A 24,606-nucleotide genomic window follows, 5' to 3' on the forward strand; every position below is an offset into this window, starting at 1 on the left:
GATGCCGCGCGGGGTCATCGCGCTTGTCATTGCCACCATGACATCTGGTGCGCTGTTGAGCGGCTGTGGCCTGGTGGGAGGGTCGGACACGTCGACCGTCAAGGCCTACTTCGCCGACTCGGCCGGGCTCTTCGTCGGCAACGACGTCGGTGTCCTCGGCGTGACCATCGGCGAGATCACCGCGATCGAGCCGGCCGGGGACCAGGTGCTCGTGACCATGGAGATCGACGGGGACCAGCCGATCCCGGCCGACGCCGGCGCCGTCGTGGTCGCCCGCTCGGTCGCGACCGACCGCTATGTCGAGCTGACGCCGGTCTACCGCGAGGGTGAGCGACTCGAGAGCGGTGACACCATCCCGGTCGATCGCACCCAGACGCCGGTCGACTTCGACCAGGTGCTCGAGGCGCTCAACGAGTTCGCCACCGGCATCGGAGGAAACCGCGAGACCACGCGGGCGGTGAAGAAGTTCATCGACGCCGGCACCCGCGCCCTCGAGGGTCGCGGACCGCTGCTCAACCAGACCATCCACTCCCTCGCCGAGGGCGTCGACGGCCTGTCGTCGCAGCGTGAGGACGTGGCCGCGACCCTGCAGTCGCTGGACGTCCTGCTCACGACGATCGCGAGCAACGAGTCGACGGCGAGCCGCTTCATCCGCCAGGTGTCCGCGGCCTCCGAGCTGCTCGCCGACGAGCGGACCAACTTCCGCCAGGCGCTGCGCTCACTGGACGACGCCGTCACGACGGTCGCGCAGTTCGCGGTCGACAACAGGGAGCAGATCATCCGCGGCGTCAAGGGTTCGACGACCTTCATGAAGACGGTCCTCGGCAAGCAGGACCGGCTCGAGGAGATCCTTCGGGCGATGCCGCTCGCACTGGAGAACATCAAGATGATCGAGGGCAACCGGCTGCCGGTCCGGATGGACCCGCTGATGATCCTCGACCCGCTGGGTGGCCTCCTCGGCGACATCTGCGAGCAGCTGCCCGGCAACCTGTGCGAGATCCTCAGCGGAACGGAGTTCGGTCGGTGAGGGCCATGACGATGAGGCGATCCACGACGTCCTGGCTGGTCGCGGCCACGCTCGCGACCGCCGCCCTGACGGGATGCGGTACGACGATGCGTGACCTGCCGATTCCCGGCACGGGCGTCCCGGGCGACACGATCGAGGTCACGGCGGAGTTCGACGACGCCCTCAACCTCGCCGTGGGCGCACCGGTGAAGGTCAACGGCGTGGACATGGGCAAGGTCAAGGAGATCCAGGCTGCGGACTTCAGGGCCGAGGCGACCCTGACGCTCGAGGCCGAGGCCGGACTGCGCGAGGGCGCGCGGGCACGGCTGCGCTACACGACCCCGCTCGGCGAGCTCTTCGTCGACGTGACCAACCCCGAGGAGGGGGCGGACCTCGGTGACGGTGCCGTCCTGGAGCTGTCCGACACCGATACTGCACCGTCGGTGGAGGACACGCTGGCCCAGGCCTCGCTGTTGATCAACGGCGGTGGGCTCGAGCAGCTGCAGACAGTGACCGAGGAGCTCAACACCGCCCTCAGCGGCAACGAGTCCGACTACCGCGCCCTGCTCGACAAGGCCTCGACCTTCCTCACCCAGGCCAACCAGACCACGCAGAGCATCGACCTGGTGCTCACGTCGCTCAACTCCCTGTCGGGCACGCTCGCCGACCGTGAGGACACGATCAACCGCGCGGTCCGACAGATCACGCCTGCGGCGAGGGTCCTGCGGGAGAACACCCCCGACTTCACGACGTTACTGGCGGAGATCGAGAAGTTCACGGGCGCCGCCAACGACACCGTCTCGGCGACGCGCACGCAGCTGCTCAACCTCCTCAAGGAGGTCGAGCCGGTGCTCGCCGAGTTCGCCAAGAACAGCGGCACCTTCGACTCCTCGCTCCAGGCGCTGATCGAGGCTGCCGGTGCTGCGGACGAAGCCGTCCAGACCGACTACCTCAACATCAGCCTCAACCTGCGGCTGTCGGGCCTCCAGGCCGACGGCCTCGTGGAGGGCACGCTCGCCGGACTGCTCGGTCTGGCCGGCATCGACCTGTCGGACCTGGGCATCGACCTCGGCGGCCTCCTCGGTGGCCTGCTGGGCGGGGGGAACTGAGATGGTGCGCAAGATCCTGACCGACAAGCTCTACCTCAGCCTCGTGGGCATCATCGTGGTGCTGGTCGTCACCGTGGCCTACATCTTCGCGGCGGTCCTCGACCAGCCCCTGACGTCCCGGCCGGTGCAGGTCAAGGTCGAGCTCGCGCAGACCGGTGGCCTGTTCGAGGGCTCTGCCGTGACCTACCGCGGCATCAAGGTCGGCAAGGTCTCCACGATCGTCCCGGCCGAGGGCGGGGTCCTCGCGACCGTCTCCATCACGACCGGCACCGACATCCCCCAGGACTCGATCGCGCGAGTCCGCAGCCTGTCGCCGGTCGGTGAGCAGTATCTCGACTTCCAGCCGAACACCCCGGACGGTCCGTTCCTGGCCGATGGTGACGTCGTCCCGGCAGAGTCCACCGACCTGCCCAAGAGCCTCAGCTCGACCGTGATCGCGGTCAATGACCTGCTGCGCCAGATCGATGACAAGAAGCTCAAGATCGTGCTCAACGAGCTCAGCACCGGCCTGAAGGGCACCGGCGACGACCTGGGCCGGATCCTCGACCAGGGCACCGAGCTGCTCGCCACCCTCGACCGGGTGTGGCCGGAGACCGACCGGATCATCACCAACGCCGGCCCGGTGCTCTCCATCGCCACCGACAACGCCGACTCCCTTCGGGTCCTGGCCCGCTCGTCGAAGCGCTTTGCCGAGTTCCTGCGCGACTACGACCCGGAGCTGCGCGACATCCTCAAGCGCGGCCCCGGCCAGCTCGACGAGCTGATCGCGCTGGTGCAGGAGGCGAACGAGGTGCTGCCCGGCTTCCTCTCGACGGGGGTCAGCTTCACCGACGTGTTCCGGTCCTACGACCCGCACCTGCGGGCCCTGCTGCGCAACTACTCGCCCGGACTGCGCTCGCTGCTGGACAAGATCTATGGCGGCGAGCTCCACATCGCCCTCATCCCCGACAAGGACCCGCGATGCCGCTACACGGCGAACTCCCGGGTGAAGCCCACGGTCGACGAACGTCGTCCGCTGCAGAAGAACGGCGCCTGTGACGGGTCGTTCGCGACCTTGCAGCGGGGGGCGGCCCACGCCCCCGGTCCCGTCCGGTGAGCGTGACCGTCAAGGGGCCGAACGCCGGCTCCCCCCGGGGTCGCGGAGGTTCCGGGACCGCGACGGCCGTCATCGCGCTCGCTGCTGCACTCACGGTCGCGCTCGGTGCGATCATCTGGCTGCTCGTGGACCGGCCGGAGTCCTCCTCGGACGCCCCCGCCTCGAGCTCGGCCGAGCTCGAGGCCCTGCGCGAGGAGAAGGTCGCCGGGCGGGATGCCCTGGCCGAGGCGAAGGCGTTCCTGGCCACCGCGACGACGTACTCCTGGCGCGAGGGGGAGCACGACTTCGCCTGGCTCGACAAGCTCGGCAACGCCGAGGTCCGCAGCGGCATCGAGGAGGCCATCGTCGGTCTCGAGGAGAGCATCGTCGACCAGAGGTTGACCGCCCAGGGCGAGGTCGTGGACGCCGCTGCGCGGGTCGTGGACCCCTCGAGGGTGGAGGTTCTCGCCTTCGTCGACCAGCTGCTGGCCCGCGCCGATGACGACCAGGTGAGCATCGACCAGATGCGCATCGTGGTCACCATGCAGCGCACGGACGGGGAGTGGCTCGTCGACGACCTGGTGTTCCAGTCGGGCGGTCTCGGTCAGGCGGAAGACGAGCGTGCTCTAGATTGACCCGCGTGTCGCGACGCGAGGAGGACCCACTCACGGGCCTGCGAAGGATCCTGCGCCGCACGCTGGTCACGCTGGTCGGGGTTCCCTTCGTCGTCGCCATCGCGATGTCGCTGATCGACTCCTACCGACGACGCGGCAAGCGGCCCAAGGCGTTCCCGACGACCGCGCCTCGTGCGGTCACCGTCGGCGACGGCGAGATCACCACCTACACCTATGGCGGCGACCTGTTCGAGGACATGCTCGCCGCGATCGAGGGTGCGCAGCGGCAGGTCCTCTTCGAGACGTACATCTGGAAGGGCGACGCGATGGGGGAGCGCTTCAAGCGCGCCCTGATCGCGGCGGCCGACCGCGGCGTCGAGGTCTACTGCATCTACGACGCCTTCGCCAACCTCGTCGTCAATCCTGCCTTCCAGCGGTTTCCCGCCAACGTCAAGGTGCTCCGCTATCCGGTCTATCCGGCCGGATGGCGCTTCTTCGACCTGCGCCGCTATGGCCGCGACCACCGCAAGATCCTCGTCATCGACGACCGGGTCGGGTTCGTCGGCGGCTACAACGTCGGCACCCCCTACGAGACCGAGTGGCGTGACACCCATGTCCGGATCACCGGTCCGGCCGTGTGGGACCTCAAGCGCGCCTTCGCCGACTTCTGGAACCTCAACCGGCGCCGTCGTCTCCGTGGGTCGGAGCGACCGCTGCTCCTCGAGACGGCCTCCGACTGGGAGCCGCGGGTGCGGGTCCAGCGGAACGTGCCGCGGCTGTGGATGTTCCCGATCCGGGCGATGTACATCGAGGCGATCAACCGGGCCAGCCGCAACGTGTGGATGACCCAGGCCTACTTCCTGCCCGACCAGGACTTCGTCGACGCGGTGAAGGACGCCGCGCGGCGGGGAGTCGACGTGCGTCTCGTCCTGCCCCTGAAGTCCAACCACATCGTCGCCGACTGGATCTCGCGGGGCTACTTCTCCCAGCTGCTCGACGCCGGGGTGCGGATCCTGCGCTACCGCGACGCGATGGTGCACGCCAAGACCGCCACGGTCGACGGCACCTGGTCGACGGTCGGCACGGCCAACATCGACCGGCTCAGCCTGCAGGGCAACTTCGAGATCAACGTCGAGATCATCGACGAGGACTTCGCCGCCGAGCTGGAGGCGATCTTCGAGACCGACCAGGCACACTGTCTCGAGCTCACCAGTGGCGAGTGGGAGGCCCGTGACCTGCACCGCAAGTTCACCGAGCTGGTCCTCGCGCCGCTGCGACCGCTCCTGTGAGAAAGGCCGATGTCCATGTGGTTCCGCGCACCTGTCCGTGACCTGACCGGGAAGCAGGTGCTCGTGACCGGCGCCGCCAGCGGTATCGGTCGAGCCGTTGCCGAGTACGCCGCCGAGCGCGGCGCGCTGCTGCACCTCACGGACCTGCAAGCCGACCTGCTCGCCGAGGTCGCCGACGGCATCCGGGCCCGCGGCGGCACCGTCGTGACCGCTGAGCCCGCCGACGTCTCCGACCACGCGCAGGTGCGCCGCCTCGCCGAGACCGTCACCGCGCAGGCCGGCGCGATGGACGTGGTGGCCAATGTGGCCGGGATCGCGATCTGGGGCACCGTCCGCAGCCTCGAGCCCGAGCACTGGCAGCGTCTCGTCGACGTCAACCTGATGGGTCCGATCCACGTGATCGAGGAGTTCGTGCCGGCCATGATCGACGCCGGACGTGGCGGTCAACTGGTGAACGTGTCGTCGGCCGCCGGCATCATCGCGATGCCGTGGCATGCGGCCTACAGCGCCACCAAGTTCGGGATCCGGGGTGTGTCCGAGGTGCTGCGCTACGACCTCCGGCGCCACCGGATCGGCGTCAGCCTGGTGTGCCCGGGCGGCGTCGACACGGGGCTGGTCGAGACCATCCGGATCGCCGGCATCGATCAGCAGAGCCGCTCGTTCGTGCGGGCGCGCAAGGCATTCCAGCGGCGAGCGGTGTCGCCCGAGCAGGCGGCGGCAGCCCTGTGGAAGGGCGCGCTGCGCAACCGCTACTGGGTCTACACCTCGGCTGACATCCGACTCGTGCACTGGCTGCAGCGCTACTTCCCGCCCGGCTACGCGCTGGCGATGCGGGTCTTCAACTACGGCGCCAACCGGGTGCTGCCGGCGGTGGACCGGGCGCGACGCCCGGAGCCGTCGTGACCGCCCGGATCCAGCCGGGCGGTTGGCGGGAGGTCGGACCCGCCGTCGCTGGTCTCGCCCGGATCGCGGGTCGGGTGCAGGGCACCGAGCCGCCTGCCGTCTTCCTGACCCTGGGTCGCCACCGTCGGCTGTTCTGGGGCTGGCTGCACTTCGCCGGACGCCTGATGCCGGGCGGTCGGCTCTCGCGCCGCGAGTCGGAGCTGGTGATCCTGCGAGTGGCGAGCCGCCGCGGATCGACGTACGAGCTGACCCAGCACCGGAGACTCGGTCGCCGCGCGGGCCTCTCCGGGGACGAGATCGCCGAGATCGAGTCCGGTGGCCGGGGAGCCGGCTTCTCGGCCCGGGAGCGGTTGCTGCTCGCGGTGACGGACGAGCTGATCGTGGACCAGGACGTCTCCGATCCGCTGTGGGCCGAGCTGGGGGACCACTTCGACGATCGCGAACGGATCGAGATGGTCATGCTGGTGGGGCACTACGCCATGCTCGCGACAGCGCTGCACGTGCTGCGCGTGCAGCCGGACCGCTCCCGCTGATCCGCCTCCGCTCCGGTGATGTCGGCGCTCCCTCGTAGGCTGCCACCATGCGCCCGGTCACCGATCTCGAACGTCGTGTCGCGCCCTTCCACGTCCAGTCCGACTACTCTCCGTCCGGTGACCAGCCGGCCGCCATCAAGGAGATCTCGAAGCGGCTGGGCGACGGCGTCCAGGACATCGTGCTGCTGGGGGCGACGGGCACGGGCAAGACCGCGACGGTGGCCTGGGTCGCCGAGCAGGTGCAGCGGCCGATGCTGGTGCTGCAGCCCAACAAGACCCTGGCCGCCCAGTTCGCCAACGAGCTGCGGCAACTGTTCCCGGACAACGCGGTGGAGTACTTCGTCTCCTACTACGACTACTACCAGCCCGAGGCCTACGTCCCCCAGACCGACACCTACATCGAGAAGGACTCCTCGATCAACGAGGAGGTCGAGCGGCTCCGGCACTCCGCGACCAACAGCCTGCTCACCCGGCGCGACGTCATCGTGGTGTCGACCGTCTCCTGCATCTACGGTCTCGGCACCCCGCAGGAGTACGTCGACCGCATGCTGAGGCTCCGGGTCGGCGAGGAGCACGACCGCGACTCGGTGCTGCGGCGCCTGGTGGAGATCCAATACACCCGCAACGACCTCGCGTTCACGCGCGGCACCTTCCGCGTCCGTGGCGACACCCTCGAGATCTTTCCCGTCTACGAGGAGATGGCGGTCCGGATCGAGTTCTTCGGCGACGAGATCGAGCGGCTGATGACGCTCCACCCGGTCACCGGTGAGGTGCTCACCGAGGACCAGGAGCTCTACGTCTTCCCGGCGAGCCACTACATCGCGGGCCCGGAGCGGATGGAGCGCGCCATCCGGGGCATCGAGGCCGAGCTCGCCGAGCAGCTGGAGACGTTCGAGCGCCAGGGCAAGATGCTCGAGGCGCAGCGGCTGCGGATGCGCACGACCTATGACATCGAGATGATGCGACAGGTGGGGTCCTGCTCCGGCATCGAGAACTACTCGATGCACATGGACGGCCGCAGCCGTGGCAGCGCGCCCAACACGCTGATCGACTACTTCCCCGAGGACTTCCTGCTCGTCGTCGACGAGTCGCACGTCGCCGTACCGCAGATCGGCGGGATGTACGAGGGCGACATGTCGCGCAAGCGCAACCTGGTCGAGCACGGGTTCCGGCTGCCGAGCGCCATGGACAACCGGCCACTGCGGTGGGAGGAGTTCCTGGACCGCATCGGTCAGACGGTCTATCTGTCCGCGACGCCCGGCGACTACGAGCTCGACAAGGTGCGCGGTGACGTCGTCGAGCAGATCATCCGGCCGACGGGACTCGTCGACCCGCAGGTCGTCATCAAGCCGACCAAGGGCCAGATCGACGACCTGATCGACGAGATCCGGGCTCGCGCCGAGCGGGAGGAGCGGGTCCTGGTGACGACCTTGACCAAGAAGATGTCGGAGGACCTCACCGACTACCTGCTCGATGCCGGCATCCGCACGCGCTACCTGCACTCCGAGGTCGACACCCTGAAGCGGATCGAGCTGCTGCGGGACCTGCGCCTGGGGCTCTATGACGTCCTCGTCGGCATCAACCTGCTCCGGGAGGGCCTGGACCTCCCCGAGGTGTCGCTGGTGTCGATCCTGGACGCCGACAAGGAGGGCTTCCTCCGCTCCGACAAGTCCCTCATCCAGACGATCGGGCGCGCGGCCCGCAACGTCTCGGGCGAGGTGCACATGTACGCCGACAGGGTGACGCCGTCGATGGCGTCGGCCATCGACGAGACCAACCGGCGGCGCGAGAAGCAGATCGCCTACAACGAGGCCAACGGGATCGATCCGCAGCCGCTGCGCAAGAAGATCGCCGACATCACCGAGATGCTCGCCCGTGAGGACGAGTCCACCCAGGAGCTGTTGCAGACCTGGGCCGACGTCGGGCAGAAGGGGCGGGCCGGCGGGGTCAAGCCGAAGGTGGCGCCCACCCCGCAGTTGCGGAGCACCGACATCGGTGGACACGCTGCTGAGCTGGCAGGGATGCCGAGCAGCGACCTGGCACAGCTGATCCAGGACCTCACCGACCAGATGAAGGCGGCCGCCGCGGAGCTGCAGTTCGAGCTGGCGGCTCGCCTGCGTGACGAGATCGGGGAGCTGAAGAAGGAGCTGCGGCAGATGGTGGCAGCCACGAAGTGAGTGTCTCCCGACGCCACCTCGTCTGGAGCGTGGGCCTCCTCCTCTACGGCCTCGCGGTGTTCCACCGCAGCAGCCTTGCCGTCGCGGGTCTCGCGGCGTCCGAGCGCTTCGGTATCTCCGCCAGCCAGCTGGCGTCGTTCACTATGCTTCAGCTGCTGGTCTACGCCTCGATGCAGATTCCGGTCGGGCTGATGGTGGACCGGTTCGGATCGCGCACGGTCCTGACGTCCGCCGTGATCGTGGTCAGCCTGGGCCAGACGGCCTTCGCGCTGGCCGAGAGCTATCCGGTGGCCCTGGGTGCACGGGTCCTCGTGGGCGCGGGGGACGCGATGACCTTCATCTGTGTCCTGCGGCTCGTGACGTCGTGGTTCCCCGCCCGGCAGATCCCGCTCGTCAGCCAGCTGACCGGCAACCTGGGCCAGCTGGGCGCCCTGGCGGCCGCGGCGCCGATGACGTGGGCGTTGGGCGAGCTCGGATGGACGCGTGCCTACCTCGCCAGCGCTGTGGTGGGCGCGGTGGCGCTGGTCGCGCTGCGGCTGGTGCTGCACGACGCACCGGACCGCGCGCACCTGCGGGGTGTGCCGATGACGGCTCGCGCGCTCGCGGCGAGCCTGGGTGCCTCCTGGTCGCAACCCGGCACGCGCCTCGGGCTGTGGATCCACTTCTCGACGCCGTTCAGCCCTGCGCTGCTCGGGCTGCTCTGGGGCTTCCCGTTCTTCGTGGCGGCGGAGCACCGTTCGGAGGCGGTGGCGGGCGCCCTGATCTCGCTGCTGGTGCTCACGAACCTCGGCTACGGCCCGTTGTTGGGGTGGCTGGTCGGCCGGCATCCGTGGCACCGATCCACCGTGACGCTGGTGATCGTGGGGGCAATGGCCTCCACCTGGGCCGTCGTCCTGCTGTGGCCGGGCGACGCGCCGCTGTGGCTGCTGGTCGTGCTGGTGCTGGTCGTGGGTGCCGGTGGCCCCGGGTCGATGGTCGGCTTCGACGTCGCCCGCACCAGCAATCCCGGCCATCGCACCGCGAGCGCCAGCGGCATCATCAACGTCGGCGGCTTCACCTCCTCGCTCATCGTGATCGTCGCGGTCGGCATCCTGCTCGACCTGCAGACCCCGGGGGAGTCGTCCTACTCGCCACAGGCCTTCCGGTGGGCACTGGCCTTCCAGTACCTCCTCTGGGGGCTCGGGGTCGTCCAGGTCCTGCGGTGGCGGCGACGCGTCCGCCAGGCCGTGGGACGCGACCAGGTCGAGGCCGGGTCCACGATGGTCGCGGTGGAGTCGACGCCGGCGTGACCAACACCGTCCGAGGCACGTTGTCCCCGTGTCACCTTGGTCACAAAATGAGAACGTGTTCTAATACAGTCCGTAACCGGGCGGGGAGGCCCGGGTAGCGCTCACATGGGAGAGGAGACGGGGCGTGGCGATCAACGCCGTTTCGGTCGTCCGCGGCCCAGGGGAGATCGCGGTCATGGTGGTCGAGGTCACCAAGCGCATCTTCACCCGGCCGTTCCAGTTCCGTGAGTTCCTCGAGCAGGCCTGGTTCATCACGAGCGTGACCCTGATGCCGACGATCATGGTCTCGATTCCCTTCGGCGCGGTCATCTCGCTGCAGGTCGGCAACCTGACCGGTCAGCTCGGGGCACAGTCGTTCGCAGGCGCGACGGCCGTCCTCGCCACCGTCCGCGAGGCCGCACCCATGGCCGCGGCGATGATCATCGCCGGCGCTGCGGGCTCGGCGATCTGCTCCGACCTCGGTGCCCGCAAGATCCGCGAGGAGATCGACGCCATGGAGGTCCTCGGCATCGACCCCCTCGAGCGACTCGTCGCGCCCCGGGTGGTGGCGACCATGTTCGTGGCGCTCATGATCAACGGCATCGTCATCGGCACCGGCATCGGCGGCGGCTACTTCTTCACCGTCATCGTCCAGGGCGGCTCCGCCGGTGCCTTCCTGTCGTCGTTCACGGCCCTCGCGTCCTTGCCCGACCTCTACATCGCGATGGTCAAGGCGTTGATCTTCGGCTGGTTGGCGGCGATCATCGGCGCCTACAAGGGCCTCAACGCCGGAGGCGGGCCCAGCGGCGTCGGACGGGCGGTCAACGAGTCCGTGATCATCGCGTTCATGGCGCTGTTCTTCCTCAACGCGGTCATCACCGCCATCTACTTCCAGATCTCCCCGCCGGTGGGTCTGTGATGGCACTGACCGAGATCGTCACCGGCGCCGCGAAGGCGCGTCGCGACTCCCTCGAGGGCTACGGCGACCAACTGCTCTTCTATGTCAAGGCACTCGCCTGGGTCCCTCGGGCCATCCGCCGCTATCCCCGCGAGATCAGCAACACGCTCGCGGAGGTCGCGTTCGGCGCCGGCGGACTGAGCCTGATCGCCGGCTCGGTCGGCGTCATCGCCTTCATGGCCTTCTTCGCCGGCACCGAGGTGGGCATCCAGGGCTACGCCTCGCTCAGCCAGATCGGCGTGGCCAAGTTCTCGGCCTTCATCTCGGCCTACTTCAACACGCGTGAGGTCGCGCCACTGGTCTCGGCCATCGCGCTCGCGGCAACGGTCGGCTGCGGCTACACCGCCCGGCTCGGCGCGATGCGGATCTCCGAGGAGATCGACGCGCTCGAGGTCATGGGCATCCCGTCGCTGCCGTTCCTGGTGACCACCCGGATGATCGCGGCCTTCATCGCCGTCATCCCGCTCTACATCGTGGCGCTGTGTGCGTCCTACCTGTCGCCGCGACTGATCGTCACGCTGATCTATGGACAGTCGGCCGGCACCTACGACCACTACTTCCTGCAGTTCCTCCCGCCGATCGACATGATCTGGTCGTTCTTCAAGTTGTTGTTCCTCGCGGTCGCGGTGATCCTCATCCACTGCTACTACGGCTACACCGCGTCCGGAGGACCGGCCGGGGTCGGTCGCGCGGTCGGCAACGCGATCCGCACCAGCATCGTGACCATCGTGGTGGCCGACTTCTTCCTCAGCTTCGCGATCTGGGGCTCGACGACGACCGTCCGGATCACGGGGTAGGCGCCGATGCTGATCAACATCCATCACGACACCCCCCGCGAGCACCGTCGCCTGCTGGTGGCCGGCGTCGCGTTCCTGACGGCCATCGCGCTGCTCATCTGGCTGTCGGTGGCGATCTACAACAAGACCTTCGCCAGCGAGACCACCGTGATCGTCAAGGCCGACCGAGCTGGCCTGCAGCTCGCGAAGTTCGGCGACGTGCGCATCAACGGCGTGCTCGTCGGCCGGGTCCAGAAGATCGACCAGGACGGCGAGCAGGCGGAGATCACCCTGGCCCTCGACCCCGACGCGGCCGACGAGATCCCGTCCAACGTCGGCGCTCACATCCTCCCGACGACGCTCTTCGGTCAGAAGTTCGTCGCGCTCACGCCACCCGAGGGGGAGGCCGCGCGACCGCTCCGGGACGGTGACGTCATCCCGGCCGAGCGGGTCGTGACCAATGTCGAGCTGAGCCAAGTGCTCGCGGACCTGTTCCCGCTGCTGCGGTCGGTGCGCCCGGCCGACCTCAACGCGACGCTGCACGCCGTGTCCACGGCGCTGGAGGGGCGTGGGGAGAACCTCGGCGAGACGATGGACCAGCTGGGCGACTACATCGGCGCCATCGACGAGCACCTGCCGACCCTCCGTCAGGACCTGATTGCGCTGGCCGAGGTGGCCGACGCCTACGACCTCGCGGCGCCCGATCTCCTCGACGTCCTCGACAACGTGACCGTCACCAGCAAGACCTTGACCGAGAAGGCAGCCGACCTCGACGTCTTCTTCTCCGACCTGACCGGTCTGGCGCGCACCGCGACCCGGGTGCTCGAGACCAACGAGCAGAACCTGATCCGGATGGGCGAGGTGACCGAGCCGGTCCTCGGCCTCCTCGCGGAGTACTCACCGGAGTTCCCCTGCCTGATTCGCGGGGCGGCCAACTACGAGCCGATCCTGTCGAAGACCTTCGAGGGCAATGTCGTCAAGCAGTACATCGAGTTCTTCCAGCCGCAGTACCGCCACTTCGACGAGCGAGACCTCCCGGAGTACGGCGAGGTCGGTCACGGTCCGTGGTGCGCCGGCCTGCCCGGCTTCAAGATCCCCGCCGACTTCCACCCGCTCGACCAGGGGTCCGACATCGACGAGAACACCGGGACCCTGCCGCTGCCGACGCTGGGGCTCTTCGACCCGATCAAGCTGACGTCCAGCGGCATCGACAGCGGCTACGCCGGCTCCTCGGCGGACCAGCAGGTCGTCAACGCCGTGCTCGCCGCCCGGACCGGCGCGGACCCGGAGGCCTACGGCTCCCTCGGCTCGCTGCTCTACGGTCCCGTCGTGCGCGAGGGGAGGGCCGCCGGATGAGCCAGCCTCCCGGGTCGGTCGACGTCGCGAAACTGCGTCACCGCCGCAACGCCGCCACCACCAGCGCCGCGATCAAGCTCGCCGTCTTCACGGCCGTCTCGCTCGTGGTCACCGGCGTGCTGACGATCATCATGGGCAACATCGGTTTCGGCGACCGCAACGAGTTCCACGCGATCTTCGCCAACGCCACGATGCTCGAGGAGGGCGACGACGTACGCGTCGCCGGCGTCAGCGTCGGAGAGGTGAGCAAGGTCGAGCACTACGAGCGGTCGAAGGCGCGGATCACCTTCAAGGTGGATGCGGGGGTCGAGATGACGACCGCCTCGCGCGCCGAGATCCGCTTCCTCAACCTGGTGGGCGATCGCTACCTCGCTCTCGTGGAGGGCACCGGGGCCGACGCCGCCGACGAGCTCGAGGACGGCGCGACCATCCGGATCGAGAACACCAAGCCCGCGCTCGACCTGACCGTGCTGTTCGACGGCTTCAAGCCGCTCTTCGCCGCGCTGACGCCCGACCAGGTCAACGAGCTCAGCCTCAACCTGGTCCAGGTCCTGCAGGGCGAGGGTGGCACGGTCAAGAGCCTGCTCGACCACACGGCATCGCTGACGACGGCTCTCGCCGACCGCGACCAGCTGATCGGCGACGTCGTCACGAACCTCAGCGAGACCCTGGGCACGGTCAACGCCCGGCACGACCAGCTGAGCACGCTGATCGTCGAGCTCAAGGACTGGATGAAGGACCTGGCACGCGACCGGGACACGATCGGCTCGTCGCTGGACAACATCTCCCAGCTGACCGTGACGGTGGCCGACTTCCTGCGCCAGGGACGGCCGCTCCTCAAGGAGGACCTCGCTGCGCTCCGCTCGCTGGCCAAGCTCCTCAACAAGAAGGAGAACCGCGCGAACCTGTCCGAGCTGCTCGACCGGATGCCCGAGACGATGCAGGACCAGACGCGGACCGGCACCTACGGATCGTGGTACAGCTACTACGTCTGCGGCGTCTCTGCCCGGATCCGGCTGCCGATCATCGCGAACCTGCCGATCCTCAAGGAGCTGCAGGAATACATCGAGAAGTTCGACTTCCACTCCACCGCGCCCCGGTGCCAGGACAGGTGAGCATCCGATGAGTCGACCCAGCGACGCCCGCGTCCTCCGCCTCGGGGTCATCACGCTCGTGCTGATGGCCCTGATCACGGCGGCGACCTTCAACCTCGGGAAGTTCCCCGGCTTCCGCGGCACGACCTACTACGCCGAGTTCAGCGACGCCAGCGGCATCCACAAGGGCAACATCGTCCAGGTCGGCGGCATCCGTGTCGGTCGCGTGACCGACGTGACGTTGGCCGGTGACCGGGTCAAGGTCAAGTTCGAGCTCGACGGCGGCGTGGAGTTCGGGGAGGACAGCACGGCCTCCATCGAGGTGCTCAACCTGCTCGGGGAGAAGTTCCTCGACCTGCAGCCCGTCGGGGAGGGCCAGCTCGCCGAGGGTGGCACGATCCCGGTGGAGAACACCCAGTCCGCCTACGACATCGTCGGTGTGTTCAGCGACCTGACGACGACGACCGAGGAGATCGACACCGAGCAGCTCTCGCAGGCGCTCAGCTCGGTCGCGGACACCCTCGACGTGGCCGCGCCCGAGATCCAGGCCTCCTTCGACGGCATCGCCCGGCTCTCGCGCACGGTCGCCTCACGCGACGCCGAGATCCAGTCGCTGTTCGAGAGCTCCCAGGAGGTCACCCAGGTCCTCGCGGACCGCAGCGAGGACATCGTGTCCCTGATGAAGAACAGCGACCTGGTGTTCCAGGAGCTGACCGAGCGCAAGCAGTCGGTCCACGACCTCCTCGTCAACGCACGCATCCTGGCCCAGGAGCTCCGCGGCCTCGTCAAGGACAACGAGGCCCAGATCGGGCCCGCGTTGACGGAGGTCGACGGCCTGCTCTCGTTCCTCGTCTCGAAGGAGAAGAAGCTCAAGGAGACGTTGGCGGCGCTGGGCCCCTACGTCTCCATCCTCAGCAACATCATCGGCACCGGTCCGTGGTTCGACGCCTACGCCTCGAACCTGCTGGCCATCCCCACCGGTGAGTTCGTTCCCGGGTTCACGGGCTGAGGGGGCGCAACGACATGGTGTCCACGATCATCAAGCGCATCGACCGCCGCCTGCTCATCGTCCTGGGGGTGGTGGCCCTGGTCGCCGTCCTCGTCAACGTCTTCCGCTCACCGGCGGAGATGAAGACCGTCACCGCCCACTTCCCGCGGGCGGTCAGCGTCTACGAGGGCACCGACGTCCGCATCCTCGGTGTCAACGTCGGGGAGGTGACGGCGGTGACCCCCGAGGGCAACTCCGTCCGCGTCGACATGGAGTACGACGCGTCCTACGACGTCCCGGCCGACGCCAAGGCCGTGATCGTCACTCCGACCCTGGTCGCCGACCGCTTCGTCCAGCTCACGCCCGTCTTCACCGGCGGTGAGGTGATGGCCACCGGTGCCGACATCCCGCTCGAGGAGACCGGCGTCCCGGTCGAGCTCGACCGGATCTACGCCAGCCTCCAGTCGCTGACCCGAGCCCTCGGGCCCAACGGCGTCAACGCCGACGGCACGCTCGACCATCTGCTCGAGGCCGGCGAGAAGGCGTTCTCGGGTCAGGGCAGGCGCGGCAACCAGATGATCCGCGACCTCGCTGAGGCCGCCGAGACCTTCGGTGACGGAGCCGGTCCGCTGTTCGAAACCGTCACGCACCTCGCCGAGTTCACCCAGACCCTCGCCGACAACGACCGGCTCGTCCGGGCCTTCATGAGGGACCTCACCGGCGTCTCGGCGATGCTCGCCGAGGAGAGCGACGAGCTCCAGCGGGCCGTCGCTGCCGTGGCCCGCGCGGTGGGCAGCGTGCGCGGTTTCGTCACCGACAACCGCGACAAGCTGGTCACCGACGTCGAGAAGCTGACCCGGGTGATGAACACGATCATCTCGGAGAAGGACAACATCGACACGGCGGTCAAGATCGCACCCGTCGCGATGGGCAACCTGCACATGGGCTTCGAGCCAGTGAGCGGCACCCAGAGCTCGCGGATCGGCATCGGCGGCAACGTCTGGGACGCCGACGGCTTCATCTGCGCGATCGTCCAGCAGAACCCGGCCATGCCCGCCGCCCTCAAGGACACTGCCTGCGGCCTCCTGGAGAAGCTGATCGAGCCGTTGCTGGCCGGCCTGCCCTTCCTGCCGCCGGAGTACGCGTCGTACCTGCCCGAGCAGGCCAACACGTCCCAGGGCGTGAAGGTGCCCGAGACGGCCGAGGTGACCTACGGCAGCGGCTCGTCGGTCGACGACCTGCTGGGAGGTGGATCGTGATGCGGCTTCACCGGCACCTGCGCAGCGCCGTCGCGCTCCTCGCTGGAGCCGTCCTGCTGACGGGCTGCGACTTCGACGGTGCCTACGACCTGCCCCTGCCGGGCCACGAGGTCGACGCCGACGACGCCTACGAGGTCACCGCCTACTTCAGGGACGTGCTCAACGTCGTGCCGCGCTCGCCCGTCATGGTCGACGACGTGGTCGTCGGCGAGGTCGACGAGGTCGAGCGGTCCGGTTGGAACGCCAAGGTGACGCTGCTGATCCGCGACGACATCGAGCTGCCCGACAACACCATCGCCGACATCCGCCAGGTCTCACTGCTGGGCGAGAAGTACGTCGCTCTCGTCGAGCCGACCGAGCAGGCACCTGTCGGGGAGCTCGCCGACGGCGACACGATCCCGCTGGCAGCGACCGGCAGGAACCCGGAGGTCGAGGAGGTCCTGGGCGCGTTGTCCTTCCTGCTCAGCGGTGGGGGTGTGGCCCAGTTGGGCCAGATCACCGAGGAGGCCAACCTGGTGATGTCGGGCCGCGAGGACCGGCTCAAGAGCCTCCTGTCCTCGCTGGACTCCGTCGTGGGCACCCTCGACCAGCAGAAGGGCGACATCATCAAGGCGCTCGAGTCGATGAACCGACTGACCGCGACGCTCAACGCCGAGAAGGACACGATCGGTGAGGCACTCGACGCCACCGGTCCCGCGATCGACGTCCTCGCCGACCAGCACGACGAGCTGATCGAGGTCCTCGGTGCGCTCGACGAGCTGGGCGAGGTCGGCACCCGGGTCATCAACGCGAGCAAGTCGGACATCCTGAAGATCCTGCGCCACCTCAGCCCGATCCTCCGCAAGCTGCGGTCCGCCGACGAGCAGCTGGCCCCGGGGCTCAACCTGCTCGTCAGCTTCCCGTTCCCGCAGGCGGCGAACAAGATCGTCGAGGGCGACTATGCCGACACGATCATCCGCGTCGACATCAACTTCGAGAATCTCTACCGGTCGCTCGGGCTGCCCGAGATCCAGCTTCCGGACCTTGCCGATGTCGCCAACCAGGTCGTCCGCTGCCTGCAGAGCGGCCGGCTGACGAGCACCGCCTGCTCGCGGGTGCTCAACGACATCAACCTGCTCAAGGACCTGCAGGACCAGTGCAAGACCAAGCAGCTGCGCGACAGCCCGGTCTGCAAGCTGCTGAACGCCCTGCCCGAGATCGATCTCAACGATCTGCTCACCGGGGACGACGGCCTGCTCGGCGGCCTGTTGGGCGGTCTGCTGGGTCGGCCGACGTCCTATGGCGCCACCAGCACGGAGACCCTGCTGGGGGGTGTCGCATGACGCGCGGAGTGCGGATCCGACTGATGGCCTTCGTCGTCATGAGCGCGGTCGGGATCACCTACATCACCGCTGCCTACCTGGGCGTGGTCGACAAGGTCACCGGCCGGCAGATCTCGGTGACGGCGAGCCTCCCCGGGTCCGGCGGGTTGTTCGAGGGGAGCGAGGTGACCTACCGCGGCGTCAAGATCGGCAAGGTCTCCCGGATGGACGCCACGGGTGAGGGCGTCGACCTGTCGATCGAGCTCAAGCCCGGCACCGAGCTGCCGCTCGACGCGACGATGTACGTGCACAACCTCTCGGCCGTGGGGGAGCAGTACCTCGACTTCCAGCCGGAGAGCAAGGACGGGCCCTACGCCGAGGACGGCGCCCACTACGTCGGTGACGACTCCTCGCTCCCGGTCGACGAGGGTGACCTCCTGGTCGACATCAACAAGTTCGTCCAGTCGGTCGACAAGGAAGCGCTCCAGAACGTCGTCAAGGAGCTCGGCCTGATGTTCACCGACACCGGGCAGGACCTCCAGCGGCTCCTCGACGGCGGCTCGGCCTTCATCGCGGAGGCGAGCGAGCACACCGACGAGACCATCGCGCTGCTCGACAACGGCCTGACCGTCCTGCGGACCCAGCGCGGCCAGAAGGAGAACATCCGCCGCTTCGCGTCCGACCTCGCGACGATCACGTCCGCGCTGCGGCGCAGCGACGGCGCCCTGCGGACGGTCCTGAGCGAGACTCCGGGTGCCGCGCGCGCCGTCACCCGGCTGCTGCGTGAGCTGGAGCCGACGATCCCGGTCCTGCTCGGCGACCTGGTGGGTGTCGGGCAGGTGCTCGTGAGCGAGCTCGACGGCATCGAGCAGCTCCTCGTGACCTATCCGGCGCTGATCTCCGGCGGTCCCACGGGCAGCACGGCGGACGGGTGGGGCCACGTCAACCTGCAGTTCGACTACAGCGTCCCGCCGTGCACCCAGGGCTACGTGCCTCCCGAGCAGTGGCGCTCGACGCAGGACCTCACCGACGCGGTCGCCGCCGAGGTCAGCTGCACCGCTGGCGCGCCGTACTCGATGCGGGGCAGCAAGTACGCCCCCGGCGTACGCAACAACAAGGCGTCCAACGGGCGCGTCTACAGTGGCGTCTACGACCCGTCCACCGGTGAGGTTCCGGGGCTGGTCGACGCAGCAGGCAATCCGGTGCGGCTGAACCAGCCGGAGGACCTGTCCGTCCTGGGAGGGGATGCGTGGAAGTGGTTGCTGGTCGGTCCGGTGGCGAGTCGGTGACGGCAGGAGCCGGAGCACCTCGACACGACGACGACGAGCGCAGCCGGATCCGGCTCAACGTCGGTCTCTACGTCGCGACGGTGGCGCTGGCCTGCGTGGCGGTCTTCCTCGGTGTGCTGCTGCGCCACGACGACGTCGACGTGAAGTTCTGGACAGCGGACTTCTGGAGCGGTGAGAAGGCGTCCGCCGAGCGTCCGGGTGAGGGCGTCGACGTCGGACGAGGCGTGGTCGAGGCGGTCGACCAGGCTCCCGAGTCCGACCAGGACCGCATCGGCGAGCAGCTCGCCGCTGCCACCCGCCTGGTGGACGCATTCGCCAACCTGGACCACGCCGACCCCGCCGCGTCGATGGACGTGGTCCGATCCCTCGCCACGGGCGACTTCCAGGAGCAGTACGACAAGGGGGCGGCCGAGCTCGAGGAGCTGGCTGTCAAGGCGAAGTCGACCATGGTCTCGGCCGTGGTCTGGAGCGGGCTGGTCGCCGGCGACGACGACTCGGCGACCGTGATCGTCGCGACCTCGGGCACGGTGAAGAACAAGACCACGAAGTTCGAGGAGGAGTCGGTCAACTACCGGATCCAGGTCCAGCTGGTCCGCGACGGCGACGACTGGCTGGCCAACGACCTCCAGTTCGTCGAGCTGGGCTGAGAAGGGATCCGATGAGCCGCCCCACCCCCCGCCGTCCCGCGAGCTCGCGCGGCACGACGCCCCGTCCGCGGCGCCTGGCCGGCCAGGCGACCGTGCGTCCGGATGCCCCCGTCGACGAGAGCGTCGACGAGAGCGTCGACGACATCACCGACGAGAACAGCGACGACACCGTCGTGTCGGAGGCCGCCACGACGAAGGCGGCGCCGTCGGTGTCGCTGCGCAAGTCGTCGCCACCGTCGTCGCCACCGTCGTCGTCCTCGACCGTCTCGCCGCAGGGCCCCAGCGTCCGGCGGGTGGGCGCGGGGGAGCGGCCCGACCGGCCCGGCGTCCTGGCCCGTGCGAAGACGACCCGGATGCTGATCGCCACCCTGGTGGTGGTCGCGCTCGCCCTGGCGCTGCAGTGCGCGATCCTGATCGTCGACCTGGCACGCGACGAGCCGCAGGTCGATGCCAGCGAGGCGTCGTCGGTGGAGACGACCGACGAGCGACCGGTCATCGCTGACGACAAGGCCGTCCGCGAGGGCGTCGACGCCGCAGCGAAGGCAGCGCTGGAGATCGTCGCCGTCGACCATCGCAAGTTCGACGACGAGGTCGACGCGGCAGCCGACCTGATGACCGACCAGTTCGAGGAGCAGTACCGCGAGACGACCGCCGGCATCCAGGAGCAGTTCGTCGCGAACCAGACCCAGGTGCAGGCCACCGTCGTGGCGCAGGGCGTCGTCCGCGCCAACCTGACCCGTCTGCAGGCGCTGGTCTTCCTCAACCAGGTCGTCTCCCGGGTCCGTGAGGGCGAGCCTGAGACCGTCTACACGCCGTTCAAGGTGCTGGTGACGATGGTCCACACGGACCAGGGATGGCTGGTCGACGGTCTCGACACCGACGCGCCGCGAGACAAGAGCAACTAGAACACGTTACAGTTTGGCCGTGGCCACCTCAGCACCGATGCTCAGCGACGATGCCGCATCCGACGGTGAGGCGATCGAGGTCGACCTCGTGATCATCGGCGCCGGTCCGACCGGCCTGTTCGCGACCTACTATGCCGGATTCCGCGGGCTCCGCGTCGCGCTGGTGGACTCCTTGCCCGAGCTCGGCGGCCAGATCACGGCGATGTATCCGGAGAAGGCGATCCTCGATGTCGCGGGCTTCCCCGACGTCAAGGGCCGTGACCTCGTCGACGGCCTGGTCGCGCAAGCGCTGACGGCCGAGCCGGTCCAGCTCCTCGGGCGCACGGCTGTCGGCCTCACGGCCGACCAGGAGTCCGGCGTACGGCTGACGCTCGACGACGGCACGATCGTGGCCGCCGCCACCCTGATCATCAGCGCCGGGATCGGCAAGTTCAGCCCGCGACCGCTGCCGGCGGCCGGTGACTGGATCGGTCGTGGCGTCGAGTTCTTCGTCCCGAGCTTCGCTCCCTACGCCGACAAGGACGTCCTCATCGTCGGTGGCGGCGACAGTGCGTTCGACTGGGCGCACCACCTGGAGCCCATCGCCCGCTCGGTGACCCTGGTCCACCGCCGCGACGCCTTCCGCGCGCACGAGCGGACCGTCGAGCAGGTCCGCAACTCATCGGTCCGCATCGTCACCAAGGCCGAGGTGAGCGCGCTCGTGGACGCCGACGGCGCGACGGCGGGACCGCTCGCGCGGGCCGACCTGACGGTCGACGGGGTCCAGGAGAGCGTGCCGGTCCAGGCCGTCGTCGCAGCGCTCGGCTTCGTGGCCGACCTGGGGCCACTGCAGCAGTGGGGACTGGAGACGCACCGCCGGCATCTCGTGGTCGACTCGGCGATGCGGACCAACCTGCCGCGCGTCTTCGCCGCCGGTGACATCACCGACTACGACGGCAAGGTGCGCCTCATCGCCGTCGGCTTCGGCGAGGCCGCCACCGCCGTCAACAACGCCGCCGTGGTCATCGACCCGTCGGCCCACGTGTTCCCCGGACACTCCTCGGAAGGAAGCTGAGCCACCATGAGTCGAGCTGCAGGACGCGACGCGGTCAAGCTGACCGACGAGGAGGTGCAGGCCCTGCTGGCCGAGAACCTCAAGGTCCAGGTGGCTTCCAACGGTCACGACGACTTCCCCCACCTGACGACGCTGTTCTACATCGTGCACGAGGGCCGGATCGCGTTCTGGACCTATGGCCGCAGCCAAAAGATCCGCAACCTCGAGCGGGACGACCGCGTGACGGCGCTCGTCGAGGACGGCACCGACTACTTCGAGCTCCGCGGGGTCTCGATCCGAGGACGCGCCGAGATCGTGCGTGACCGCGACCGGATCTTCGAGATCGGCTCGGCCGTCGCCACCCGGATGCTCAACGCCGAGTCGTTCGAGGCGTTGGGCGACTTCGGCCGCGCCACCGTCGAGAAGCAGGCCACCAAGCGGGTGGCCGTGATCATCCATCCCGAGCAGGTGGCCACCTGGGACCACCGGAAGATGACCTAGGAGGCACCCCCCATGAAGATCAAGGTCGACTTCGACCTCTGTGAGTCCAACGGACTCTGCGAGGCCATGGCTCCCGACGTGTTCGAGCTGGACGACGACGACTTCCTCCAGCTCCACGCCGAGCACACCACCGACGACAACATCGCCAGCGTCAAGAGTGCCGTCGCGGCCTGCCCGCGCGCCGCCATCACGCTGGTCGAGGAGTGAGCATGCCCAGCAGCGCCGCAACGACGGACCTCGACGGCAAGGTCGCGATCGTGACAGGAGCCGGTGCCGGTCTCGGCCGCGCGGAGGCCGTGGCACTCGCCCGCGCCGGGGCCAAGGTCGTTGTCAACGACCTGCCGGGTGCCGGTGACGATGCCGTCGACGAGATCCGTGGCTTCGGCGGCGAGGCCGTCGTCGTCGCCGGCGACGTGAGCGAGCGCTCCACCGCCGACGCGATGGTCGAGACCGCGGTGGGCCTCGGTGGCCTCGACATCGTCGTCAACAACGCGGGCATGACCCGCGACCGGATGCTCTTCAACCTCTCCGACGAGGAGTGGGACGCCGTCATCGCGGTCCACCTGCGGGGGCACTTCCTGCTCTCACGCAATGCGGCCTCCTACTGGCGGACGAAGGCGAAGGAGTCCGAGAGCGGCACGGTCTACGGCAGCATCGTCAACACCGCCTCCGAGGCCTTCCTCGGCGGATCGCCCGGCCAGGCCAACTACGCCGCCGCCAAGGCGGGCATCGCCGCCCTGACACTGTCGACGGCGCGCGGTCTGTCGAAGATCGGCGTCCGCGCCAACGCGATCTGTCCCCGGGCGCGCACGGCGATGACCTCGGCCGTCTTCGGCGAGGACGAGTCCGGCCAGGCAGTCGATCCCTACTCGGCCGAGCACGTCGCGCCGCTCGTCGCCTACCTGTCCTCGCCCGCGGCCGAGCGGATCACGGGTCAGGTGTTCGTCGTCTACGGCGGCATGGTCGCGTTGGTCGCGGCGCCGGTGGTGGAGCAGCGCTTCGACGCCTCGGGCGACCTGTGGACCGGCGACGACCTCGAGAAGCAGCTCGGTGGCTTCTTTGCCGACCGGGACCCGTCGGTCGGCTTCGCCGCCGACTCGATCATGCGCCTGAGCGTCTGAGAGGAACGAACATGGGACGTCTGGACAACAAGGTCGCCATCGTCACCGGTGGTGCGCAGGGACAGGGTGCGTCGATCGTGCGCTCCTACGTGGCCGAAGGCGCGCAGGTCCTGATCGCCGACGTGGCCAAGGATCACGGCCAGGCGCTGGCCGACGAGCTCGGCGACGCCGCGCACTTCGTGCACCACGACGTCAGCGACGCTGCCTCGTGGGCATCGGTCGTGGACGACGTGAACACCCGCTTCGGTCCGGTCAACGTGCTCGCCAACAACGCCGGCATCCTCCGCTTCGGCGACATCGAGCGTCAGCCGGCCGAGGAGGTCGAGCTGCTGTGGCGCATCAACCAGATGGGCGTCTTCCTCGGCATGCAGGCAGTCACCCGCACCATGCGCAAGAACGGCGGCGGCTCGATCATCAACGCCTCCTCCGTCGAGGGGCTCGCGGGCATGCCCTCCTGCACGGCCTACGCCGCCACCAAGTGGGCCATTCGCGGCATGACCAAGTGCGCGGCGATGGAGCTGGGACCGAAGGGCATCCGGGTCAACTCGGTGCACCCGGGCATGATCGACACCCCGATGACGCGGGTGCACGGCGGCGACGCCGCGATGGAGTTCGGCGCCAGCCGGGTCCCCCTGCGTCGCGTCGGCCACCCGGAGGACATCGCCCCGGTCTACGTCTTCCTGGGCAGCGACGAGTCGTCGTACATCAACGGCGCGGAGATCGCTGTCGACGGCGGCGTCACGTCCACGCACGCGTTCGGTGCGTGATCCCGACCGTCAGTCGCGGAGGATGAGGTGAACGGCCGTCTCCATGTGGGCCGCGGTCTCCGCGGCGGTGGAGCGGCCGGTCACCCAGGCGACGAGCGCGGAGAGCCAGACGTCGCCGATCACCCGGGCGATCGCGACGTCCTCGTCGGTGAGGGCCCCCTCGGCGGGCTCGCCGCCGTGCATGGCGTGGGTGACGATCGAGGTCATCGCCATGCCGACCACGTGGATCTCGTTGGTGACCGTGCTGTCGGCGAACATGAAGGCGCGGGTCAGGGCCTCGGTCAGCTTGGGGTCGCCCTGCATGCCGCGGGCCATCCGCTTGAGGACGTAGAGGACGCGATCAGCGGGGGTGTCGCCGGGGATCTCGCGCTCGTTGAGTCGAGCCGAGGCCTCGTCGAACTGGCGTCCCAGCGCGGAGACCAGCAGGTGGATCTTCGACGGGAAGTAGCGATAGAGGGTCCCGAGCGCCACGTCGGCCTGCTCGGCGACGGCGCGCATCTGGACCGCGTCGAAGCCGCCGGCCGCCGCGAGATCGTAGGTCGCGTCGAGGATGCGCTTGCGCCGGTCGCGCTGAGCCGCCGAACCGGGCTCCTCGGTCGACGTGCTCGTCGACGGGTTCGCGATGGTCACCGGGTCT

Annotated in this window: 25 protein-coding genes; 24 read left to right on the forward strand and 1 reads right to left on the reverse strand. The window is 68.8% G+C overall.

The genetic code is table 11. The features are described 5' to 3' along the window. The first annotated feature begins 1 nt into the window (after window position 1). From E9934_RS03375 to E9934_RS03490, 24 genes are all read left to right on the forward strand, one after another. Entirely contained in the window at window positions 2–1,027 is a 1,026-nt protein-coding gene (locus E9934_RS03375) for an MCE family protein (protein ID WP_275106606.1), read from the forward strand. Between the two features lie 11 nt (window positions 1,028–1,038). Beyond that, entirely contained in the window at window positions 1,039–2,115 is a 1,077-nt protein-coding gene (locus tag E9934_RS03380) for an MCE family protein (RefSeq protein WP_158294914.1), read from the forward strand. Window position 2,116: 1 nt separating this feature from the next. After that, window positions 2,117–3,211, forward strand: a complete 1,095-nt coding sequence (locus E9934_RS03385; protein ID WP_136561375.1) for an MCE family protein — start codon at window positions 2,117–2,119, stop codon at window positions 3,209–3,211. Beyond that, window positions 3,208–3,825, forward strand: a complete 618-nt coding sequence (locus E9934_RS03390) for a hypothetical protein (protein WP_136561376.1) — start codon at window positions 3,208–3,210, stop codon at window positions 3,823–3,825. Before E9934_RS03385 ends, E9934_RS03390 begins: the two co-directional genes overlap by 4 nt. 5 nt (window positions 3,826–3,830) lie before the next feature. Continuing rightward, window positions 3,831–5,093 carry a phospholipase D-like domain-containing protein gene (locus E9934_RS03395; protein ID WP_238694729.1) on the forward strand — a complete coding sequence of 421 codons (1,263 nt, stop codon included), beginning with the start codon at window positions 3,831–3,833 and terminating at the stop codon, window positions 5,091–5,093. A 9-nt stretch (window positions 5,094–5,102) separates the two neighbouring features. Beyond that, window positions 5,103–5,996 (forward strand): SDR family oxidoreductase, encoded by an 894-nt coding sequence (locus E9934_RS03400; protein WP_136561377.1) that lies wholly within the window; start codon window positions 5,103–5,105, stop codon window positions 5,994–5,996. Then, window positions 5,993–6,529 carry a carboxymuconolactone decarboxylase family protein gene (locus tag E9934_RS03405; RefSeq protein WP_136561378.1) on the forward strand — a complete coding sequence of 179 codons (537 nt, stop codon included), beginning with the start codon at window positions 5,993–5,995 and terminating at the stop codon, window positions 6,527–6,529. The genes E9934_RS03400 and E9934_RS03405 overlap by 4 nt, the downstream gene beginning before the upstream one ends. Window positions 6,530–6,576: 47 nt before the next feature. Continuing rightward, window positions 6,577–8,706: an excinuclease ABC subunit UvrB gene (gene uvrB, locus E9934_RS03410; RefSeq protein WP_136561379.1), complete on the forward strand. Its 2,130-nt coding sequence runs from the start codon at window positions 6,577–6,579 to the stop codon at window positions 8,704–8,706. After that, window positions 8,703–9,995 carry an MFS transporter gene (locus E9934_RS03415; protein WP_136561380.1) on the forward strand — a complete coding sequence of 431 codons (1,293 nt, stop codon included), beginning with the start codon at window positions 8,703–8,705 and terminating at the stop codon, window positions 9,993–9,995. Before uvrB ends, E9934_RS03415 begins: the two co-directional genes overlap by 4 nt. 175 nt (window positions 9,996–10,170) lie before the next feature. Next, window positions 10,171–10,893, forward strand: coding sequence for an MlaE family ABC transporter permease (locus E9934_RS03420; RefSeq protein WP_136561524.1), 723 nt, complete (start codon window positions 10,171–10,173; stop codon window positions 10,891–10,893). Further along, a complete protein-coding gene (locus E9934_RS03425) occupies window positions 10,893–11,729 on the forward strand; it encodes an MlaE family ABC transporter permease (RefSeq protein ID WP_136561381.1) in 837 nt (278 codons plus the stop codon). The genes E9934_RS03420 and E9934_RS03425 overlap by 1 nt, the downstream gene beginning before the upstream one ends. Window positions 11,730–11,735: 6 nt before the next feature. Beyond that, on the forward strand, window positions 11,736–13,064 hold the full coding sequence (locus E9934_RS03430) for an MCE family protein (protein WP_136561382.1): 1,329 nt from the start codon (window positions 11,736–11,738) through the stop codon (window positions 13,062–13,064). After that, entirely contained in the window at window positions 13,061–14,179 is a 1,119-nt protein-coding gene (locus tag E9934_RS03435) for an MCE family protein (RefSeq protein ID WP_136561383.1), read from the forward strand. The genes E9934_RS03430 and E9934_RS03435 overlap by 4 nt, the downstream gene beginning before the upstream one ends. Before the next feature lie 7 nt (window positions 14,180–14,186). Next, the gene (locus tag E9934_RS03440) at window positions 14,187–15,167 is read left to right on the forward strand and encodes an MCE family protein (RefSeq protein WP_136561384.1); all 981 of its coding nucleotides are present in this window, start codon (window positions 14,187–14,189) and stop codon (window positions 15,165–15,167) included. Between the two features lie 14 nt (window positions 15,168–15,181). Beyond that, window positions 15,182–16,405, forward strand: a complete 1,224-nt coding sequence (locus E9934_RS03445) for an MCE family protein (protein ID WP_136561385.1) — start codon at window positions 15,182–15,184, stop codon at window positions 16,403–16,405. Next, on the forward strand, window positions 16,405–17,727 hold the full coding sequence (locus E9934_RS03450) for an MCE family protein (protein ID WP_136561386.1): 1,323 nt from the start codon (window positions 16,405–16,407) through the stop codon (window positions 17,725–17,727). Before E9934_RS03445 ends, E9934_RS03450 begins: the two co-directional genes overlap by 1 nt. After that, window positions 17,724–18,995 carry an MCE family protein gene (locus E9934_RS03455; protein ID WP_136561387.1) on the forward strand — a complete coding sequence of 424 codons (1,272 nt, stop codon included), beginning with the start codon at window positions 17,724–17,726 and terminating at the stop codon, window positions 18,993–18,995. The genes E9934_RS03450 and E9934_RS03455 overlap by 4 nt, the downstream gene beginning before the upstream one ends. After that, entirely contained in the window at window positions 18,992–19,642 is a 651-nt protein-coding gene (locus tag E9934_RS03460) for a hypothetical protein (RefSeq protein ID WP_136561388.1), read from the forward strand. Before E9934_RS03455 ends, E9934_RS03460 begins: the two co-directional genes overlap by 4 nt. Before the next feature lie 11 nt (window positions 19,643–19,653). Then, on the forward strand, window positions 19,654–20,547 hold the full coding sequence (locus E9934_RS03465; protein ID WP_136561389.1) for a hypothetical protein: 894 nt from the start codon (window positions 19,654–19,656) through the stop codon (window positions 20,545–20,547). A 19-nt stretch (window positions 20,548–20,566) separates the two neighbouring features. After that, the gene (locus tag E9934_RS03470) at window positions 20,567–21,601 is read left to right on the forward strand and encodes an NAD(P)/FAD-dependent oxidoreductase (protein WP_238694730.1); all 1,035 of its coding nucleotides are present in this window, start codon (window positions 20,567–20,569) and stop codon (window positions 21,599–21,601) included. A gap of 6 nt (window positions 21,602–21,607) precedes the next feature. Then, window positions 21,608–22,081 carry a pyridoxamine 5'-phosphate oxidase family protein gene (locus E9934_RS03475; RefSeq protein ID WP_136561390.1) on the forward strand — a complete coding sequence of 158 codons (474 nt, stop codon included), beginning with the start codon at window positions 21,608–21,610 and terminating at the stop codon, window positions 22,079–22,081. Window positions 22,082–22,093: 12 nt separating this feature from the next. Beyond that, window positions 22,094–22,288 (forward strand): ferredoxin, encoded by a 195-nt coding sequence (locus E9934_RS03480; protein WP_136561391.1) that lies wholly within the window; start codon window positions 22,094–22,096, stop codon window positions 22,286–22,288. A gap of 2 nt (window positions 22,289–22,290) precedes the next feature. After that, window positions 22,291–23,202, forward strand: a complete 912-nt coding sequence (locus E9934_RS03485; RefSeq protein ID WP_136561392.1) for a 3-oxoacyl-ACP reductase — start codon at window positions 22,291–22,293, stop codon at window positions 23,200–23,202. Window positions 23,203–23,213: 11 nt separating this feature from the next. Beyond that, window positions 23,214–23,969: a glucose 1-dehydrogenase gene (locus E9934_RS03490; protein WP_136561393.1), complete on the forward strand. Its 756-nt coding sequence runs from the start codon at window positions 23,214–23,216 to the stop codon at window positions 23,967–23,969. 9 nt (window positions 23,970–23,978) lie between these two features. On the opposite strand, the gene E9934_RS03495 is transcribed toward E9934_RS03490, so the two are convergent. Then, on the reverse strand, window positions 23,979–24,599 hold the full coding sequence (locus E9934_RS03495; RefSeq protein WP_238694731.1) for a TetR family transcriptional regulator: 621 nt from the start codon (window positions 24,597–24,599) through the stop codon (window positions 23,979–23,981). Window positions 24,600–24,606: the final 7 nt, after the last annotated feature.

The organism is Nocardioides caeni (assembly GCF_004912195.1).
In the GTDB taxonomy this organism is placed as follows: Bacteria; Actinomycetota; Actinomycetes; order Propionibacteriales; family Nocardioidaceae; genus Nocardioides; species Nocardioides caeni.

Bases quoted from the DNA above. Each gene is read 5' to 3' on its own strand.
- E9934_RS03385 (WP_136561375.1), top strand. From the start codon at position 2,117: ATGGTGCGCAAGATCCTGACCGACAAGCTCTACCTCAGCCTCGTGGGC.
- E9934_RS03430 (WP_136561382.1), top strand. From the start codon at position 11,736: ATGCTGATCAACATCCATCACGACACCCCCCGCGAGCACCGTCGCCTG.
- E9934_RS03485 (WP_136561392.1), top strand. From the start codon at position 22,291: ATGCCCAGCAGCGCCGCAACGACGGACCTCGACGGCAAGGTCGCGATC.
- E9934_RS03400 (WP_136561377.1), top strand. From the start codon at position 5,103: ATGTCCATGTGGTTCCGCGCACCTGTCCGTGACCTGACCGGGAAGCAG.
- E9934_RS03480 (WP_136561391.1), top strand. From the start codon at position 22,094: ATGAAGATCAAGGTCGACTTCGACCTCTGTGAGTCCAACGGACTCTGC.
- E9934_RS03420 (WP_136561524.1), top strand. From the start codon at position 10,171: ATGGTGGTCGAGGTCACCAAGCGCATCTTCACCCGGCCGTTCCAGTTC.
- uvrB (WP_136561379.1), top strand. From the start codon at position 6,577: ATGCGCCCGGTCACCGATCTCGAACGTCGTGTCGCGCCCTTCCACGTC.
- E9934_RS03375 (WP_275106606.1), top strand. From the start codon at position 2: ATGCCGCGCGGGGTCATCGCGCTTGTCATTGCCACCATGACATCTGGT.
- E9934_RS03440 (WP_136561384.1), top strand. From the start codon at position 14,187: ATGAGTCGACCCAGCGACGCCCGCGTCCTCCGCCTCGGGGTCATCACG.
- E9934_RS03435 (WP_136561383.1), top strand. From the start codon at position 13,061: ATGAGCCAGCCTCCCGGGTCGGTCGACGTCGCGAAACTGCGTCACCGC.
- E9934_RS03490 (WP_136561393.1), top strand. From the start codon at position 23,214: ATGGGACGTCTGGACAACAAGGTCGCCATCGTCACCGGTGGTGCGCAG.
- E9934_RS03425 (WP_136561381.1), top strand. From the start codon at position 10,893: ATGGCACTGACCGAGATCGTCACCGGCGCCGCGAAGGCGCGTCGCGAC.
- E9934_RS03450 (WP_136561386.1), top strand. From the start codon at position 16,405: ATGCGGCTTCACCGGCACCTGCGCAGCGCCGTCGCGCTCCTCGCTGGA.
- E9934_RS03445 (WP_136561385.1), top strand. From the start codon at position 15,182: ATGGTGTCCACGATCATCAAGCGCATCGACCGCCGCCTGCTCATCGTC.
- E9934_RS03475 (WP_136561390.1), top strand. From the start codon at position 21,608: ATGAGTCGAGCTGCAGGACGCGACGCGGTCAAGCTGACCGACGAGGAG.
- E9934_RS03380 (WP_158294914.1), top strand. From the start codon at position 1,039: ATGAGGCGATCCACGACGTCCTGGCTGGTCGCGGCCACGCTCGCGACC.
- E9934_RS03455 (WP_136561387.1), top strand. From the start codon at position 17,724: ATGACGCGCGGAGTGCGGATCCGACTGATGGCCTTCGTCGTCATGAGC.
- E9934_RS03465 (WP_136561389.1), top strand. From the start codon at position 19,654: ATGAGCCGCCCCACCCCCCGCCGTCCCGCGAGCTCGCGCGGCACGACG.